General features: G+C 42.1%; 12 protein-coding genes. 11 read left to right on the top strand and 1 reads right to left on the bottom strand.

Annotated features, from left to right (window positions below; all coding sequences use genetic code 11):
* Nucleotides 1-4: 4 nt before the first annotated feature.
* Complete coding sequence (gene ssb, locus CWB72_RS04655; protein ID WP_130255611.1) at nt 5-667, top strand: single-stranded DNA-binding protein; 663 nt, start codon at nt 5-7, stop codon at nt 665-667.
* A 164-nt stretch (nt 668-831) separates the two neighbouring features.
* Nucleotides 832-2499: an EAL domain-containing protein gene (locus tag CWB72_RS04660; protein ID WP_138629603.1), complete on the top strand. Its 1668-nt coding sequence runs from the start codon at nt 832-834 to the stop codon at nt 2497-2499.
* Here CWB72_RS04660 and CWB72_RS04665 read toward each other — a convergent pair.
* Nucleotides 2485-3399, bottom strand: coding sequence for a 1-aminocyclopropane-1-carboxylate deaminase/D-cysteine desulfhydrase (locus CWB72_RS04665; protein WP_138629605.1), 915 nt, complete (start codon nt 3397-3399; stop codon nt 2485-2487). The two genes, CWB72_RS04660 and CWB72_RS04665, sit on opposite strands and share 15 nt — an antisense overlap.
* A 213-nt stretch (nt 3400-3612) precedes the next feature.
* Here CWB72_RS04665 and CWB72_RS04670 point away from each other — a divergent pair, with 213 nt between their 5' ends.
* From CWB72_RS04670 to tldD, 9 genes are all read left to right on the top strand, one after another.
* A complete protein-coding gene (locus CWB72_RS04670; protein WP_138629607.1) occupies nt 3613-5679 on the top strand; it encodes an SUMF1/EgtB/PvdO family nonheme iron enzyme in 2067 nt (688 codons plus the stop codon).
* 66 nt (nt 5680-5745) lie between these two features.
* A complete protein-coding gene (locus tag CWB72_RS04675; protein ID WP_058028534.1) occupies nt 5746-6789 on the top strand; it encodes a rod shape-determining protein in 1044 nt (347 codons plus the stop codon).
* Nucleotides 6789-7625, top strand: coding sequence for a rod shape-determining protein MreC (gene mreC, locus CWB72_RS04680; RefSeq protein WP_138629609.1), 837 nt, complete (start codon nt 6789-6791; stop codon nt 7623-7625). Before CWB72_RS04675 ends, mreC begins: the two co-directional genes overlap by 1 nt.
* Nucleotides 7622-8101 (top strand): rod shape-determining protein MreD, encoded by a 480-nt coding sequence (gene mreD / locus CWB72_RS04685; protein ID WP_130255607.1) that lies wholly within the window; start codon nt 7622-7624, stop codon nt 8099-8101. The genes mreC and mreD overlap by 4 nt, the downstream gene beginning before the upstream one ends.
* Nucleotides 8098-8676, top strand: coding sequence for a Maf family protein (locus tag CWB72_RS04690; protein WP_138629611.1), 579 nt, complete (start codon nt 8098-8100; stop codon nt 8674-8676). The genes mreD and CWB72_RS04690 overlap by 4 nt, the downstream gene beginning before the upstream one ends.
* Nucleotides 8669-10141, top strand: coding sequence for a ribonuclease G (rng, locus tag CWB72_RS04695; protein ID WP_130255605.1), 1473 nt, complete (start codon nt 8669-8671; stop codon nt 10139-10141). Before CWB72_RS04690 ends, rng begins: the two co-directional genes overlap by 8 nt.
* 15 nt (nt 10142-10156) lie before the next feature.
* Nucleotides 10157-14128 (top strand): YhdP family protein, encoded by a 3972-nt coding sequence (locus CWB72_RS04700; protein ID WP_138629613.1) that lies wholly within the window; start codon nt 10157-10159, stop codon nt 14126-14128.
* Entirely contained in the window at nt 14128-14952 is an 825-nt protein-coding gene (locus CWB72_RS04705) for a carbon-nitrogen hydrolase family protein (protein WP_138629615.1), read from the top strand. The genes CWB72_RS04700 and CWB72_RS04705 overlap by 1 nt, the downstream gene beginning before the upstream one ends.
* Entirely contained in the window at nt 14945-16384 is a 1440-nt protein-coding gene (tldD, locus tag CWB72_RS04710; protein WP_138629617.1) for a metalloprotease TldD, read from the top strand. Before CWB72_RS04705 ends, tldD begins: the two co-directional genes overlap by 8 nt.
* Nucleotides 16385-16423: the final 39 nt, after the last annotated feature.

A 16423-nucleotide genomic window follows, 5' to 3' on the forward strand; every position in this document is an offset into this window, starting at 1 on the left:
CGTCATGGCACGCGGTGTAAACAAAGTAATCTTGGTTGGTAACTTAGGCCAAGACCCAGAAGTTCGTTACATGCCAAATGGTAACGGTGTAGCAAACATCAGCATTGCTACAACAGATAGCTGGAAAGATAAAAACACAGGGCAAATGCAAGAGCGTACTGAGTGGCACCGTGTAGTGTTGTTCGGTAAATTAGCTGAAGTTGCAGGTGAATACTTACGTAAGGGCTCACAAGTTTATATCGAAGGTCGCTTACAGACTCGTAAATGGACAGATCAAAGCGGACAAGAAAAGTATACAACAGAAATCGTTGTAGACATGGGCGGTCAGATGCAAATGCTTGGCGGTCGTGGAGAACAACAAGGTGGTGGTCAGTATCAAGGTCAGCAGTCTGGTGGTTTTAATAACCAACAGTCTCAATATAACCAAGCGCCACAGCAACAGCAGGCATCACAGCAGCAAGGTGGTTTCACACCGCAGCAACCAGCGCAACAACAAGGTGGTTTTGCACCGCAACAGCAGCAGTCTCAGCAAGGCGGTTTTGCACCTCAGCAGCAGTCAGGTCAACAGCAAGGCGGATTTGCTCCTAAACCACAATCAGCGCCACAAGGCGGTGCATCAAACCCGATGGAACCACCAATCGACTTTGATGACGATATTCCGTTCTGACGAGTAACTCGTTTATGAAACGAAATAGATTTAATAAAACCCTGCTTTAGCAGGGTTTTATTTTTTCTCTTATTTAAGATCATTTGCCAGTAAACCAATACAATGCTTTCCATGCTCTAAACTTGAGTTTTCCTCACTTGTGAACAACACTTAGGCAATGTTCAATGAAGTGCGGTACAGTGATGAAGCAGGTTATTAAGCGCATAACTGAAACATTGTCAAAGTGGTATCTCATTATCGCCTCGCTATTATTGGTTTGTTTCCTTAATGCACTTTTAGTGCACCTGTTTCATTTACAAATTCATCAAAGAGGTATGCAATTCACTCAATCAGTGAGTGTTTTACCTGAAACTGACAAAACAGATGATAGTCTCGAGCTTCTAGCCAAACAGTTTAATCTTCAATTTGTGTCTTATAACACTACACCGCCTTTACAAATTAAGAATGTAGATAGGTTTGAATTTGCCGGTACTACAATATTCATTAAACATCCTAATGTTTGGCAAGAATATGCCAGTATCTTGCTGTTATTTAATTTGCTATTTATTGGCATTTTAGTATTTGGATATCGCTGGTGGCTGATATACAAAGTTAGGCCTAAATCTTTTAAGCGAGAGCATAAAAATACATTACCTGTCGAAACTGAGAATGTATTACCAACTATTCAGCATCCTAGAAGTACAGATGAGAACTTATTCAATATTTTTGCCCTAATAAAGTGGAGTTATCATTTGGGTGAAAGCATAGATGCTCAGCAACACTTTTCTATTCAGTTTCATAAGCATTTCTCTGCTTATCCGAACTGTTCTGTAAAATACCTTAATTCTGGTGCATTGGCAGTTACTTTAGAGCAAGTTGCGTGGGGGGATGTTTCAGCGGTGAGTAAAAAAATGCATGAATTTGTATTTCAGGTGCTATTTGCGATTCGCGGCGATCTCTCTCGTAAAATCGTCAAGCTTGGCGGATGCTATTATCAACCTAAATCGGACCAAACTAAAGTTTACCAATTAGCACGCTCTGCACTGACAGTTGCCTCAAATAATGTATGGCAACATATTCACCTGACTCCACTTAATAAAACGCACGAAATCTCAATGCAGAACTCGGAAGAAGATTTCATTAAATATATCCAAAATGGTCAATTTATTTTGTTTTTTCAGCCTCTATTTTGCTTTTCAACGCAAGAAATTATGCAAAGTGAGGCTTTGCTGAGGGTAAGGCATGGGCAGTTGGGTTTAATTGCAGCAAAGCAATTTGTTCCTCAATTACATAGTAAAGAAAGTCTGTGGATTTTAGATACACTAATTGTTGAACATACATTCAAAGTGCTTAATAAAGATAAAAGTCATTTGCTGGCAAGTGTTAACATTCATGTTATTAATTGGTGTGAACCTAAATTTGCAAACTGGTTATTGCGTGGATTAGAAAAAAATAAGTTGTCCGGGCGCGTATTATTTGAAATGGCTTTAGACGATTTTTGTCATCATAGAGAGCAGCTAGAGAGTATTGCTCGGCAGTTAGATGAGTTAGGAACGGGTTTGGTACTTGATCATGTGTCAGAGTCATTTAGTGTGAAGGATTTAAGAGATGTGAAATGTATAAAAGCACTAAAGCTCGCTTTTGAACTAGTGCATAGTGTAGATAGCTCATTAGTACAGCAGAAAGTGGTTCGTCAGATAGTTAAGTTAGGAAAACAGCTAGGCTTACCCGTTTATGCTGTTGGGGTTGAAACCCAAAGTGAACTGAAGTGTTTACAGCGCTTAGGTGTCAAGGGTGCCCAAGGGTATTATTTTTCTGAGCCATTACAGCAGCTTGAATTAGCGGGGTATTAATCCCCTATATTTCAAACCATCTAGCCCTTGGAGTCCGCCCGTGTGTATCGCAGTAATACTAGTTCCCTTGGGAAAATAGTCTTGAGATATTAACTGCCAAATGGCAAAGAGCATTTTTCCTGTGTAAATTGGCTCAAGCGGCAAATGAAAAGTTTGTCGCATAAGTTCACAGAATGTCCAAACTTCATCCGTAAATTTACCATACCCGCCATAATGAAAATCTGTCAGTAGTTGCCAGGGAGCGCCTTGATGTTGAGTGGTTAGTAATTGGCGAATGTCATGGTTTAGATAATCAGCTTGCTTTAAAACCGCCACTCCAATGACTTGAGTATTTCCTGTGCAGCCTTTTGCTAAGCCGGCCAGAGTGCCACCACTACCGGTTGCACAAACCACGTAGTTAGACTTAGGTAAACTCTGAGCTAACTCCATAACACCTTGTAATGCCGCTTGGTTTGTTCCACCCTCAGGAATAATCAAACTGTTTGGAAATTGATTTTGCAAGCTTGCTAAATATTCTGGATTGTGACGTTGGCGGTAGGTTTTTCTATCTACTGTGTGTAATAGCATGCCACATGCGAGTGCCATTTTTATAGTCGGGTTGCGTTTATCAAGTTCTGGCCCTCTGATAATTGCATGACCTTTTAAATTGAATGCTTTACAAGCCATGGCGCAAGCATAGAGGTGATTAGAGAAAGCACCGCCAAAGGTAACAAACGAGTCACAACCTTGAGTTTGCATATTTATTAAATTGTATTTTAGCTTGCGCCATTTGTTGCCAGAAATTATCGGGTGCAGTAAATCATCTCGTTTAATTGCGAGTTTGATTTTTTTTTGTTCAAGTAAAGGGTGTTGAATTTCTTGAACGGGAGATTCTGGTAATAGAAACTGATTACTATCCATACTGCTTGTGACTTGGCTTAAAACCTCAGTCTAGCAGTTGAGATCTTAAGATGAAAATATTTCTAGAAAGCTAGCAAGGGAATAGATAATAGTTGTAAACTCACATATTAGTGTGTTCAAAGCTTGTGTTTTACTGTTTAAGTACATAGCATAAAGCCTTAATTATAAAAAATAACAAAGACCAAATAATCGCCGCTTTTGGGAATGGAAAATATGCGAATCGCTCCTTTATCTCTTTTGATATCTGCTACATTACTGGCAGCCAATGTATTTGCACAAGATACCGCGACCGTCACAGCCATAGAAGCTGAATTGTCAGTCAAGCAAAACGAGTTAGAAAACTATACTCAGATTTTAGATAAGCATCTTAATGAAGAAACCCGTTTGGTTTCTCAATTAGACCTATTACGGAATCGTTCAACCGAGCTAGATAAAGAGAAAAATCAAGCGCTCGATGCTATGAATGAGTTATATCGCAGATTAATTGATGACCCTTCTTTAAATATTTCAGCTGCTCAAACGCGATATCAAGAAGCAGTTGAATTGCATAAACAAAATAAAGAAGACATCACTATGCAATTGGCGGCGATTGCATCTCATCGACAAGATATCAAACAGATTCGTATTACCAAGCACACTTTAGTTAATACTCTCGAAAGTTTAAAAGATCAATTAAGTACAGCCAGAGTTGAGCGTTTAAGAAACGAATTTAGCCGCGAAGGCACGTTAGAAATTGAGCATACAATTAATTGTAAGCGCACAGAAACGCTAGCGGCATGTGAGCAGCGAGGTCAACAACTGGGCTTGCAGAAATCAACCCAGCGTTTTATCGATCAATTGTTTGCTAATCTAACAGAGCAGCGTTTAGTAGAACCTAAACGAAACCTTGCAGGTGCTCAAGTGCAGGTAGTGAGTAGCCATGTCACAGCAAGTTCTTTTAGTGGGCAAGGTAACTACAGCGTTAATCTGAGTGTCACTATGCGTGGTGATGTAAATGCCAGCCGTTTATGTGGCTTATTGAGTGTTGATAACCGTTTCTGCTCAGAGTATGGCACACCATTATCGGGTGGTATAGGTTATCAAAACGCATACCCAACGACTTTCTCTGATACACAGTTTAACTACTCAGAAGATAATACAGTGACGCAGCCTCGTGCTGTTATGCCTGTTGTAGAGAGAGCGCCAGCACCTGTTGTATCAGCACCAGTTCAGAAACAAGAGGATAAACTGGTAGAACTGACATTACGCTCAAATGTGTATGATGACGAAGTGTTTATTAATGGTGTTAGCTATGGTTCAACGAAGCTGAATGTCCAAATTCCAGTTGGTTTGCATGAAATTGAAGTACGAAAGCTAGGCTATGAGCCTTATAAAACCCGGGTGAATGTTCGTCGTGCACAAACCATTCATGCGCAGCTTGTAAAAAAGCCTAGAGCGGCAAAGGTAGCTCAACCTTTGTCGTCGAATTTAACTGTCGAGACTAACAAGGTAGAGCAACCTGCTGTAAACCTAGTTTCTAATAGTGAAGCGCAATCTAAATCAGTCAGTCTAGTTACTCAATCGGTAACAAATAATATCAGTATTATTCCAGCCGGCACATTTAAAATGGGTGACTTGACAGGTAATGGTTTGGCTAACGAACGACCTATTGTAGAAAAAGTACTCAGTAACTCATATGCAATGCAAAGCAAAGAAGTTACAGTGTCTGAATTTCGCCGTTTTGTTGAAAGTACAGGCTATAAATCTGCGGCTGAACAAGCAAAGGGTTGTGCCTACTACAGAAATGGTGAACCAGTATGGGAACTAGAGTATAACTGGCAAAACCCAGGCTTCGCTCAGAACGAGAATTTCCCGGTTGTGTGTGTCTCTTACGATGATGCCAAAGCTTATGCTAATTGGTTATCTGGCGAAGAAGGTAAGCAGTACCGTCTTCCTAATGAAGTTGAGTGGGAATATGCAGCCAGAGCGGGCACAACTTCTGAATACCCTTGGGGTAATGAGATAGGTAAGAATTTAGCAAACTGTGGCTGGTGTGGCAGTGAGTGGTCAAACAAGAGCGCGGCACCTGTAGGTGAGTTTGCCCCAAATAACTATGGTCTATACGATACCGTTGGAAACGTGTGGGAGTGGACGCAAAAGCGCGCCTCTCAGGATGATGTCACGGTTCGTGGTGGTGCTTGGAACTTCGCACCTAGCCTTGCACGAGTGTCTACTCGCTTGGCACTCGCTGCTGACTTTAGAGCAAACTATATTGGTTTTCGTTTAGTACGAGAGCGTTAAAAATTATTAGTGGCAGCTTGAAGCTGCCACTGTGTTTAAAAGAATTCTTAAAGGTTATTCAACCTCATGTTTAAAAAATTACGCGGATTATTTTCTAACGACCTATCAATCGATTTAGGTACGGCAAACACTCTTATATATGTAAAAGAAGAAGGCATAGTGTTGAACGAGCCTTCAGTTGTTGCAATTCGTCAAGAGCGTGCAGGCGGTCCAAAAAGTGTGGCGTCTGTTGGTACTGCGGCAAAGCAAATGCTAGGCCGTACTCCAGGTAACATCAAAGCAATTCGCCCAATGAAAGATGGCGTTATTGCTGACTTTTACGTGACTGAAAAAATGCTTCAGCATTTTATTAAGCAAGTTCATAACAATAATTTTATGCGTCCGAGCCCACGTGTACTTATTTGTGTACCTTGTGGTGCAACACAAGTTGAAAAGCGTGCTATCCGAGAATCTGCAATGGGTGCTGGCGCTCGTGAAGTATATCTAATTGAAGAGCCGATGGCTGCAGCGATTGGTGCAGGCTTACCAGTATCTGAAGCAACCGGTTCTATGGTTGTTGATATCGGTGGTGGTACAACCGAAGTTGCGATTATCTCGTTAAACGGTGTGGTTTATTCGTCATCTGTGCGTATCGGTGGTGATAAGTTTGATGAAGCGATTATCAACTATGTTCGTCGTAACTTTGGTAGTTTAATCGGTGAAGCAACTGCCGAGACGATAAAGCATGAAATTGGTTCGGCATTTAAGAGCGAAGAGCCAATTGAAATTGAAGTTCGTGGCCGCAACCTTGCTGAAGGTGTGCCTCGCTCATTCACTCTGAACTCACACGAAATTTTAGAGGCACTACAAGAGCCATTAATGGGTATCGTGAGCGCTGTAATGGTTGCACTTGAACAATCGCCACCTGAACTTGCATCAGATATCTCAGCACATGGCATGGTGCTGACAGGTGGTGGTGCATTATTAAAAGACTTAGATCGTCTATTAATGGAAGAAACAGGTATTCCAGTTGTCGTTGCTGACGATCCGCTTACTTGTGTTGCTCGTGGTGGTGGTAAAGCGCTAGAAATGATTGATATGCACGGTGGTGATGTATTTAGCTACGACTAATGAACCTTTTATTTGGCCGTACAATATCACTGCAATTTAGGCTGACCGTCGCTGTCATTTTAAGTATTTTATTAATACTTGGTGATCGCTATACCAGTAGCGGAACTATTTTACGTACCAGTTTGCATACGCTAGTAAGCCCACTATTGTACTTTGCAAATGTACCGTATGAGGTGCTCAGTCTTGGTGCGCGCAGTTTACAAACTCGCGATCAATTACTTGATGAAAATCAGGCGCTCAGAGAAAAGCAATTACTGCAAAGTGAGCAATTACAACAACTACAATTTATACAACAAGAAAATCAAGAGCTCAGAGCCTTACTTAACGCGTCTTCTCGAGAACAGAATACTCGACTCATAGGTCAAGTATTATCAGTCCATTCCAATCGGTATAGCCATCAGGTTGTTATCAATCGCGGCACCATAGACGGTCTTGAAGTTGGTCAGGCAGTGATTGATGAGTTAGGCCTTGTCGGTCAGATCACGCATACAGGCACAACGACATCTCGAGTTTTACTTATTACCGATACCACCCACGCGACCCCTGTTCGTATTTTGAGAAATGATGTGCGAACAGTTATTGAAGGTATGGGGAAATTGAATCAATTGACGCTTTCTCATGTACCACACAGTATAGATGTCCGCATTGGTGATGTATTGGTAACGTCAGGTTTAGGTGGCACTTTTCCGGAGGGATATCCTGTTGCTGTCGTGACTTCAATAGACAGGGATGAAAGTGTGCCTTTTGCCAAAGTATATGCAGAGCCGATCGCGCAACTTGATCGCGTTCGTTTATTAGTCGTTTTAGGCAAACGCAGCGTGGACACTTCACAATGATTAGACGCCATTATTTACTGATTAGTTTGTCATTGTTTTTGGCTTTGGTGATGGCTTTAATGCCACTGCCCTTATCGACAGACATATTTCGACCTGATTGGGTACTGTTGGTGCTGATGTATTGGTCACTGGCCTTGCCACATCGAGTGAATATTGGTTGGGCATGGGTAACTGGTTTAATCATTGATTTGGCGAGCGGTTCACCATTAGGAGTTAACTCTCTTTGCTATTCAATATGTATCTACATTACAGTCAGCAATTTCCAGAAAATCCGTAACTTTTCGATATGGCAGCAAGCGGTATTAGTCGGTTTGTTCTTAGCGCTTTACCACTTACTGCAGTTTTGGTTGAATCACTTTTTACTCGATATTTATTTTAACCCTGAGTATCTCTGGCCAGCCCTGACGGGTATGTTTTGTTGGCCTTGGGTTTTCTTATTGCTACGTAAATATCGAAGACAATTTAGGATCAGATAATGACCACGCTTTATCTTGCTTCTGCTTCTGCAAGACGTAAACAGCTACTGACTCAGCTCGGCTATGCTTTTACCCAATTCTCTGTAGATGCCGATGAATCACAATTACCCAATGAAACACCGATAAAATTAGTTGAACGTTTAGCACGTTTGAAGGCTCAAACAGGGGTAAGTATGGGATACACAGATAAACCTGTGTTGGGTAGTGATACTGTGGTCGTCATAGATGGATTAGCTTTGGGGAAACCTGTTGACGAAGCCGATTTTATTAGCATGATGCAACGGTTATCCGGCCGAACGCACCAAGTACTAACCGCTATTGCGGTGGCAGATAAAAATAACGTTTTAAGCCAAGTTGTTGCAACTGATGTTACCTTTAAAGCTCTCTCTGATGATGAAATTACATCTTACTGGCAGTCTGGAGAGCCACAAGATAAAGCGGGTGGTTATGGTATTCAAGGTTTAGGCGGTCGTTTTGTTTCTCAGATGTCAGGTAGCTATTTTGCCGTAGTCGGCTTACCTTTATATGAGACAGATGAATTAGTTAAAGCATTTATAGCGGGGGCGCATGAGTAGTGAATTATTAATTAATGTGACACCCAGTGAGAGTCGTGTTGCATTAATCGAAAATGGTGTACTGCAAGAAATACAAGTTGAGCGAGTCGGTAACCTTGGTATTGTGGGGAATATTTACTTAGGCAAAGTGAGCCGTGTGCTGCCAGGCATGCAGGCTGCCTTTGTAGATATCGGCTTAGAAAAAGCCGCATTTTTACATGCGTCTGATATCGTCAACAGTGCTTCCGTTGAAGAAGGGGTCGATGATCAGCCAGTTAAAAAAGTACAAGATATTCGTGAGCTGGTAAAGCAAGGTCAATACATTATGGTGCAGGTGGTAAAAGATCCACTCGGTACCAAAGGTGCACGTTTAACCACAGACATTACCATCCCTTCGCGTTATTTGGTATTTATGCCAGATGCCACACATGTTGGTGTCAGTCAGCGCATTGAAACCGAAGAAGAGCGCAGTCGTCTGAAAAAAATCGTTGGACAATATAATGATGAAAACGGTGGTTTTATAGTAAGAACGGCTGCTGAAGGTGCCACCGAGGCCGAACTTCAGCATGATGCTGAGTTTCTTAAAAAGCTTTGGCAAAAAATTATTGGTCGCCGTCGCAAAACCAGTAAAGCAGCTATTTTGCATGAAGATTTGACTTTGGCATTCAGAACATTGCGTGATTATGTGGGTGAAGACATGGAACGTATTCGTGTCGACTCTAAGCTGACTTATCAAGAATTAAAAGCCTTTACCGAAGAGTTTGTGCCTTTATTAGCCAATGCACTCGAGTATTATCCTGGTGAGCGTCCGATTTTCGACTTATTTGACGTTGAGAGTGAAATTCAAAAAGCATTGCATCGTAAAGTTGAACTGAAGTCAGGTGGTTATTTGATCATAGATCAAACCGAAGCGATGACCACAGTGGATGTCAATACTGGTGCATTTGTCGGCCATCGTAACTTAGAAGAAACCATTTTTAATACCAATGTTGAAGCAACATCAGCCATTGCACGTCAATTAAGATTACGTAATTTAGGCGGTATTATTATTATCGATTTCATTGATATGGTGTCAGATGAGCACAAACGTCGTGTATTACATTCTCTAGAAACGGCACTTTCTAAAGACAGAGCAAAAGCCAATATTAATGGCTTATCAGCTTTGGGTTTAGTAGAAATGACGCGTAAACGAACACGTGAAAGCTTAGAGCACATTTTATGTGATGTTTGCCCATCATGTTCTGGCCGAGGTTCATTGAAAACTGTTGAGACAGTTTGTTATGAGATCCTTCGTGAGATTGTGCGAGTCAATCGTGCATACGATGCAGACAAATTTATGGTTTACGCCTCAGCGGCTGTGAGCGAAGCATTAATTAACGACGAATATCACAACCTTGCAGAACTAGAGCTGTTCATAGGTAAACAAGTCAGTATTCAAACTGAAAACTTGTACAGCCAAGAACAGTTTGATGTTGTTATGATGTAAGGCAGTTTAATATCTATGCAAGTTAAAGCCGTGTGTTTTTTTTGTTTGCGCAAAGTGTGGCAGCTGATTGCTATCACACTGGTTTTACTTGCCGTTTTGGTGTCTGTTTTTCGCTACAGTTTGCCTTATGCCAACGACTACAAGCATGATCTCGAGACTTTAATTAACGAGCAGTTTGATGTCGATTTACGTATCGGCTCAATCACTGCAAGTTGGGAAGGGGTTGGCCCTGCCTTAGTTCTCGAAGGGGTAACCTTTGATGATAACAATGATTCACCCATTAGCCTTCAAATTGATAACACCAGTCTACAAATAAACATCTTAGAATCGCTGCGTTTTTTACAATTGAGGTCTGACTATTTTGTGTTGGAAGGGTTTTCGGCAGATATTGATTTCAATGCCTTAGATTTATCGACACAACAAGCGCAAACAGAGTTTGAGCAGCAAGCATTGATAGAAAGCTTGTTTTTAGGAGAGTCAGGGCATTTTGCAATTAGGGACAGCAGTTTAAACCTAACCATGGTGAATGGCAAAGAGCGCACTATTTTGCTCGAAGATGTTATTTGGCAAAACAATGTTATTGCTCACCGAGGTTCAGGCTTAGTCAGTGTACCAGGGTTAACCGAAGGGCAAATTAGTGCTGACTTGCTTTTAACAGGTAAAACTTTTTCAGAGCTGGCTGGTGAAGTTTTTTTACAAGCTTCTCAAATCGACCTAAAAGATTGGTTGTCTCCTTACTTAGATACAGAGAAAGAAAGCCTGCATACGGATGTTAACGGTCAACTTTGGCTGTCATTGGCACATGGCAAAGTAAAAAATGTGCAATTAAACATGCAGCCAAGTCATATTCACTGGCAGCAAAACAATCAAGCTCAGCAGCTCACTTTAAATTCCGCTCAAGCATTCTTAAGCCCTATGCAGTCAGGCTGGTTACTACAAGGTTCAGAAATAAACTTTACCCGTAATGAGTCAGGCAGTTTTACAGATATAGGCTTCAGAGCTGAATTTTCTCAAGCTCAATCAGTTTGGTTTGAAGGTGTTGAACTCTCTTTATTGAATGAGTTTTTACAGTTAACTAATTTACCCAATACAGAGTTAGTCGCTGATTTTGCACCGTCAGGCACGGTAAAAGGTAAGCTAGAGTTTACCACTGATAGTAAACCAAACGTTTGGCTTTACTCAGAAGACCTTTCTTGGCAGTTTGCTCAAGGAGTCCCTGCCACAGACCCTATGCGCATAGAACTTTATGCTGAGGGTGATGAGGCAACTCTTGAAGTGTTTGCTAAGCAAGGCCAATTATATACCGGAGAAATGTTTGCTAGACCCGTCCCATATAATGAACTTAGTGGGCGTTTTCATGTTTACAAATATCATGATGAGTGGCGCGTAAATAGTAATTCTATCTGGTTAGACAATAGCGAGCTGACTTTAGCGGGTGAAATGGAACTGCGCTTATTAGAACAGCCAGAGCTAGATTTATATGTTGAGGTCAAAGGCGGCACAGGCAAAATAGCTAAGCATTATTTTCCGCAAACTTTGATGGCAGAGTCACTGATCAATTATTTAAATAATGCTATCAAAGCAGGTCAACATCTAGGTTCACAGGTTCTTTTATCAGGCAAACTCAGTGATTTTCCATATTTAAATGGAGATGGTCGCTTTGAGGTGTTATCTGATCTAGCTCAGGCTGAATTTGCCTTTGCACCTGAATGGCCTGCTGTGAAGCAGGCATCTGCAAAACTTCACTTTGTAAATGAACGAATGGATATTTACGTTGATGAAGGTCAGCTCATTAATCAAGTTATTAATGGTGATGTTCAAGTTAGTCTTGCGAATTTGCAGCAAGCAAGTAATTTAATTGTCGATATAAACCAAGCAACACAGGCGCAATCGTTAGGTGCTTTCTTTGCTCAAACACCATTAAAAGACCCATTAACCAATGTCTTTGAGGTTGTTCAAGCTCAGGGTGAAGTTAGTGGCAAGATAAAGCTTGATATTGATTTAAGCAGCCTTGCGGTTAATGCCAAAGGTAAAGTTGATTTAAATAATAACTCAGTATTTTTAGCTCAACCAGGCATGCAGCTCAGTATGCTGAGCGGTCAGTTAAGCTTCAATGATGAAGTCATCCAATTAAATGATGCCGAAGCAACTTGGTTAGAGATGCCACTGACAATATCGGTGGCTGGTCAATCAATTGAGAAAGCTTATCAAGTAAAGGTAGAGACACAGTTACAAGCAAGTAGTGAGCAATTATTACCGTATGGGCACGGTATTGTTGATGGATATATTTCAGGAAAAACTCAGCTTAATACACAGGTTAACCTTGATTTCGCACCACAAGGGTTTACCTATGACGCAGTTTTCAATACCGATCTAGTGGGGGTCGAAAGTAACCTGCCTGCTCCTTATAACAAACTTACAGAGCAAAGTTGGCCTTTAACGGGGCAGGTACGAGGTGATGATATTTCCAATCTGATCACAGCCAATATTCAAGATAAACTGTTTTTTAATGCCATTCTAGATAACGAAACGGGTCGTTTTAGCAATACTCATATAATTGCAGCGCAAAAAGATAGAGGATTAGCACAGCAAGGGTTTCAGGTTTCAATTGACTTACCTGAAGTACAGCTGGTGCCGTGGATTGATTTTATCGATAGGTTGATCCAGTTGAGCGGCAAAGAGTCTGATACGCCGAGCATGTTACCTAAGCTGAATGAGATAACCGCGCAAGTTGATAACTTATCTATATCGGGCATTCCATTTAATGATTTTGAAATGCGTTTGGAGCCTGTCGACACTGGTACACAAATACGGCTCAATGCGAAAGAGTTACGCGCAACCATTGCTATACCTGAGGGCAACTCAAGTCGCCCGATAAAAATTGATAGTGATTACCTGCGCTTAAATGTACCAGAAGTCGAATCAGAAACGTCAACTACAGAGCCTGAAACGGCTGAATCTTTACAGTGGCTTACACGAATGCCAGCAATAGAGTTATTGTGTGCTGATTGTAAAGTAAAGGCTTATCAACTTGATAAAGTCTCATTGTCTATGTTTGGTGATAATGAGAAGTTTAATATTTCAGAGTTAGTCGTTGATAAGCAAGATCATGTATTCAGGGGGCAAGGGAGTTGGCAAGATGGCATTACTGAGATCAGTGGCATAATGAATAGCCGTGATATTGGTGAACTGCTCTCGGAATTCGATTTAACGTCTTCAATTAAAGATTCAAAAGCCAATATGCATTATCAGCTTAGTTGGCAGGGGGCACCTTATAAAGTCCATGTGCCGAGCTTAGCCGGGGATATTCAATGGGAATTAGGCGAAGGTCATTTGTCAGAGATAAGTGATAAAGGCGCTCGAGTATTTTCACTACTGAGTTTAGATTCGTTGGTGCGAAAGTTAAAACTCGATTTTCGTGATGTTTTCTCAAAAGGCTTCTTCTACAACAGTATGGAAGGCAGCATACAAATCGCAGAAGGTATCGCCTACACCAAAGATACGAAAATGGATGGGGTACCAGCAGACTTAACCATTCAGGGTTTTGCTAATTTAGACACCCAAGAAATTAATTATGACTTGGCAATTGCGCCTCAGGTGACATCAAGTTTACCTGTGATTGTCGGTTGGATGGTAAACCCAGTAACGGGTATCGCTGCCTTGGCCCTTGACCAAGTACTGCACTCTGCCCGAGTGATTTCTGAAATTAAGTTTAAAGTAACCGGTACTATGCAAGAGCCAGTAGTGACTGAGATTGACAGAAAGAGTCGTGAAATCGAGATCCCTAAACCTGCACAAAGTGAACCCCCTGCACCGAGTGAACAACCAGCTTCTCAGCCAGTTGTTGAAGGTGAGGCCTTAAGCCAGCCTTCTTCGGGAGCCAGTCTGGTTAAAGCTGAGACGTTAGTGACAGGTCAAACTCCAGTAAAAACAAAACAAAACGTACAAAGTAAAAACGAAGATAAAGCGAATGAAGGAGGAAATTAATGCATCCTCAAGCCTTTATTGTGCAGATGTGCTCAACCATGAGCGCAGAGCAAAACTTCAACTATCTGCAACAGCAACTTACCCAAGCAAATTTAAAACAACCGGCTTTAGTCTGTTTGCCCGAAACTTGGATATGCTTTAACAAAGACGCTACAACCACGCTTGAACAGAGTAAAAGCAACCACCTTTGGGTTGAGAAGTTAGCGCAACTATGTCGCCAATTTGGTATTTGGCTTGCTGCAGGCACCATTGCATTACCCTCTGAAAATACTGGTAAATACTATGCTGCCAGCCTACTCTTTAATGAACAGGGTGAGGTTGTAGCGCAATATAACAAGATCCATTTATTTGATGCGCAAGTACAAGATGGTAGTGGTGGCTATCGAGAGTCTAAATATACCCAAGCTGGCCACAATGTGGTGGTTGTCGATTCGCCCTTTGGCAGAATTGGTTTAAGTGTATGTTATGATGTGCGTTTTGCAGGCCTTTATCAGAAGATGATGGCACTGGGTGCAGATATTATTTTAGTCCCTAGCGCATTTACCACAGTCACTGGCGAAGCGCATTGGTTGCCTTTATTACAAGCCCGAGCCATAGAAACACAATGTTATGTATTGGCGGCAGCACAAGCAGGACTGCATGACAATGGCAGAGCGACTTACGGCCACAGTGTTGCTATCTCACCTTGGGGTGAGGTGTTAGCGAATGCCAAAACTGAGCTGACAAACATAGAGTGTCAGCTAGATTTATCAGAACTCCAACAAGTTCGTGCCAGTTTACCTGTGCACCAACATAACCGATTTAAGAGCACGTTTTATGAATAATGTTGAGCAGAACTTATTAACGGATAGTCAGCTTACCAGAGAGCAACTTGAGCAAACTCTAAGCTATATTCACCAACATCAAGTTGATTACGCAGATTTATACTTTCAATCAAGTTATAACGAGACTTGGGTGCTAGAAGACGGCCTAGTAAAAGAAGGCAGTTATAACATCGAGCGTGGTGTCGGTGTACGTGCGGTTTCAGGTGAAAAAACCGGTTTCTCATATTCAGATGCCATCAACATCGAAGCATTAAATAAAGCGGCAATGGCTGCGCGTAGTATTGCGCAAGCGGGCGAAAGCAAAGCAGTACAAGTATTTAGTGACGTTACAGCTAAGCAGCAATTTGCGCCACTGCAACCAATCACCAGCATGAGTGATAACGACAAAGTTGCGCTTTTAAAAGAGATTGAAAACTACATTCGTGAGCTTGCACCTGGTGCACAGCAGGTTGTTAGCTCGATGTCTGCGGTCTATGAAGAAGTGTTAGTGGCAGCCAGTGATGGCACTTTTGCGACTGACATTCGTCCGCTGATCCGCCTTAATTGCTCAGTATTACTTGAGAAGAATGGCCGCCGTGAACGTGGCGGTGCAGGTGGCGGTGCACGCCTAGATTATGGCTACTTTAAAGAGCTAGTCGACGGAAAGCCACGTTGGATGGAATACGCCAAAGAAGCGGTTCGTATGGCAAAGGTAAACCTGGAGGCGATTGACGCGCCAGCAGGCGCTATGCCTGTTGTGTTGGGTGCTGGTTGGCCAGGCGTGTTGTTACACGAAGCGGTAGGTCATGGTTTAGAAGGCGACTTTAACCGTAAAGGCGCATCGGCATTTAGCGGTAAAGTGGGCGAGAAAGTAGCTTCTAGTTTATGTACCGTAGTCGATGATGGCACTATTGCTGACCGTCGTGGCTCCTTAAACATAGATGATGAAGGCACGCCAGCGGGTTATAACGTGCTTATTGAGAATGGTATTCTGAAAGGCTACATGCAAGATAAGATGAATGCGCGGCTGATGGGTGTGGCTCCAACCGGTAATGGTCGTCGCGAGTCTTACGCGCACTTACCCATGCCGCGCATGACCAATACCTATATGTTACCGGGTGAGCACAGCCAAGAAGAGATCATCAGTACCGTGAAAAAAGGCGTGTTTGCGTCAAACTTCGGTGGTGGTCAGGTTGATATTACTTCGGGTAAGTTTGTATTTTCAGCCTCTGAAGCGTATTTAATTGAAGATGGCAAAATCACGCAACCGATTAAAGGTGCAACCTTAATCGGCAATGGACCAGATGTAATGCATAAGATCTCTATGGTCGGTAACGATTTAGAGCTAGATCGCGGTGTCGGCGTATGTGGTAAAGATGGCCAAAGTGTGCCAGTTGGTGTGGGCCAGCCAAGCTTGAAGATCGACGAAATCACAGTCGGTGGTACAGCTTAAGCAATCGTTTAGTTTCGAATTAAAGACATAAAAAAACCG

The sequence above is a fragment of the Pseudoalteromonas phenolica genome (assembly GCF_005886345.1).
In the GTDB taxonomy this organism is placed as follows: Bacteria; Pseudomonadota; Gammaproteobacteria; order Enterobacterales; family Alteromonadaceae; genus Pseudoalteromonas; species Pseudoalteromonas phenolica_A.

Excerpts from the sequence above, each read along its gene's own strand:
- ssb (WP_130255611.1), top strand. The coding sequence starts at position 5 with ATGGCACGCGGTGTAAACAAAGTAATCTTGGTTGGTAACTTAGGCCAA.
- CWB72_RS04660 (WP_138629603.1), top strand. The coding sequence starts at position 832 with ATGAAGTGCGGTACAGTGATGAAGCAGGTTATTAAGCGCATAACTGAA.
- CWB72_RS04665 (WP_138629605.1), bottom strand. The coding sequence starts at position 3,399 with ATGGATAGTAATCAGTTTCTATTACCAGAATCTCCCGTTCAAGAAATT.
- CWB72_RS04670 (WP_138629607.1), top strand. The coding sequence starts at position 3,613 with ATGCGAATCGCTCCTTTATCTCTTTTGATATCTGCTACATTACTGGCA.
- CWB72_RS04675 (WP_058028534.1), top strand. The coding sequence starts at position 5,746 with ATGTTTAAAAAATTACGCGGATTATTTTCTAACGACCTATCAATCGAT.
- mreC (WP_138629609.1), top strand. The coding sequence starts at position 6,789 with ATGAACCTTTTATTTGGCCGTACAATATCACTGCAATTTAGGCTGACC.
- mreD (WP_130255607.1), top strand. The coding sequence starts at position 7,622 with ATGATTAGACGCCATTATTTACTGATTAGTTTGTCATTGTTTTTGGCT.
- rng (WP_130255605.1), top strand. The coding sequence starts at position 8,669 with ATGAGTAGTGAATTATTAATTAATGTGACACCCAGTGAGAGTCGTGTT.
- CWB72_RS04700 (WP_138629613.1), top strand. The coding sequence starts at position 10,157 with ATGCAAGTTAAAGCCGTGTGTTTTTTTTGTTTGCGCAAAGTGTGGCAG.
- CWB72_RS04705 (WP_138629615.1), top strand. The coding sequence starts at position 14,128 with ATGCATCCTCAAGCCTTTATTGTGCAGATGTGCTCAACCATGAGCGCA.
- tldD (WP_138629617.1), top strand. The coding sequence starts at position 14,945 with ATGAATAATGTTGAGCAGAACTTATTAACGGATAGTCAGCTTACCAGA.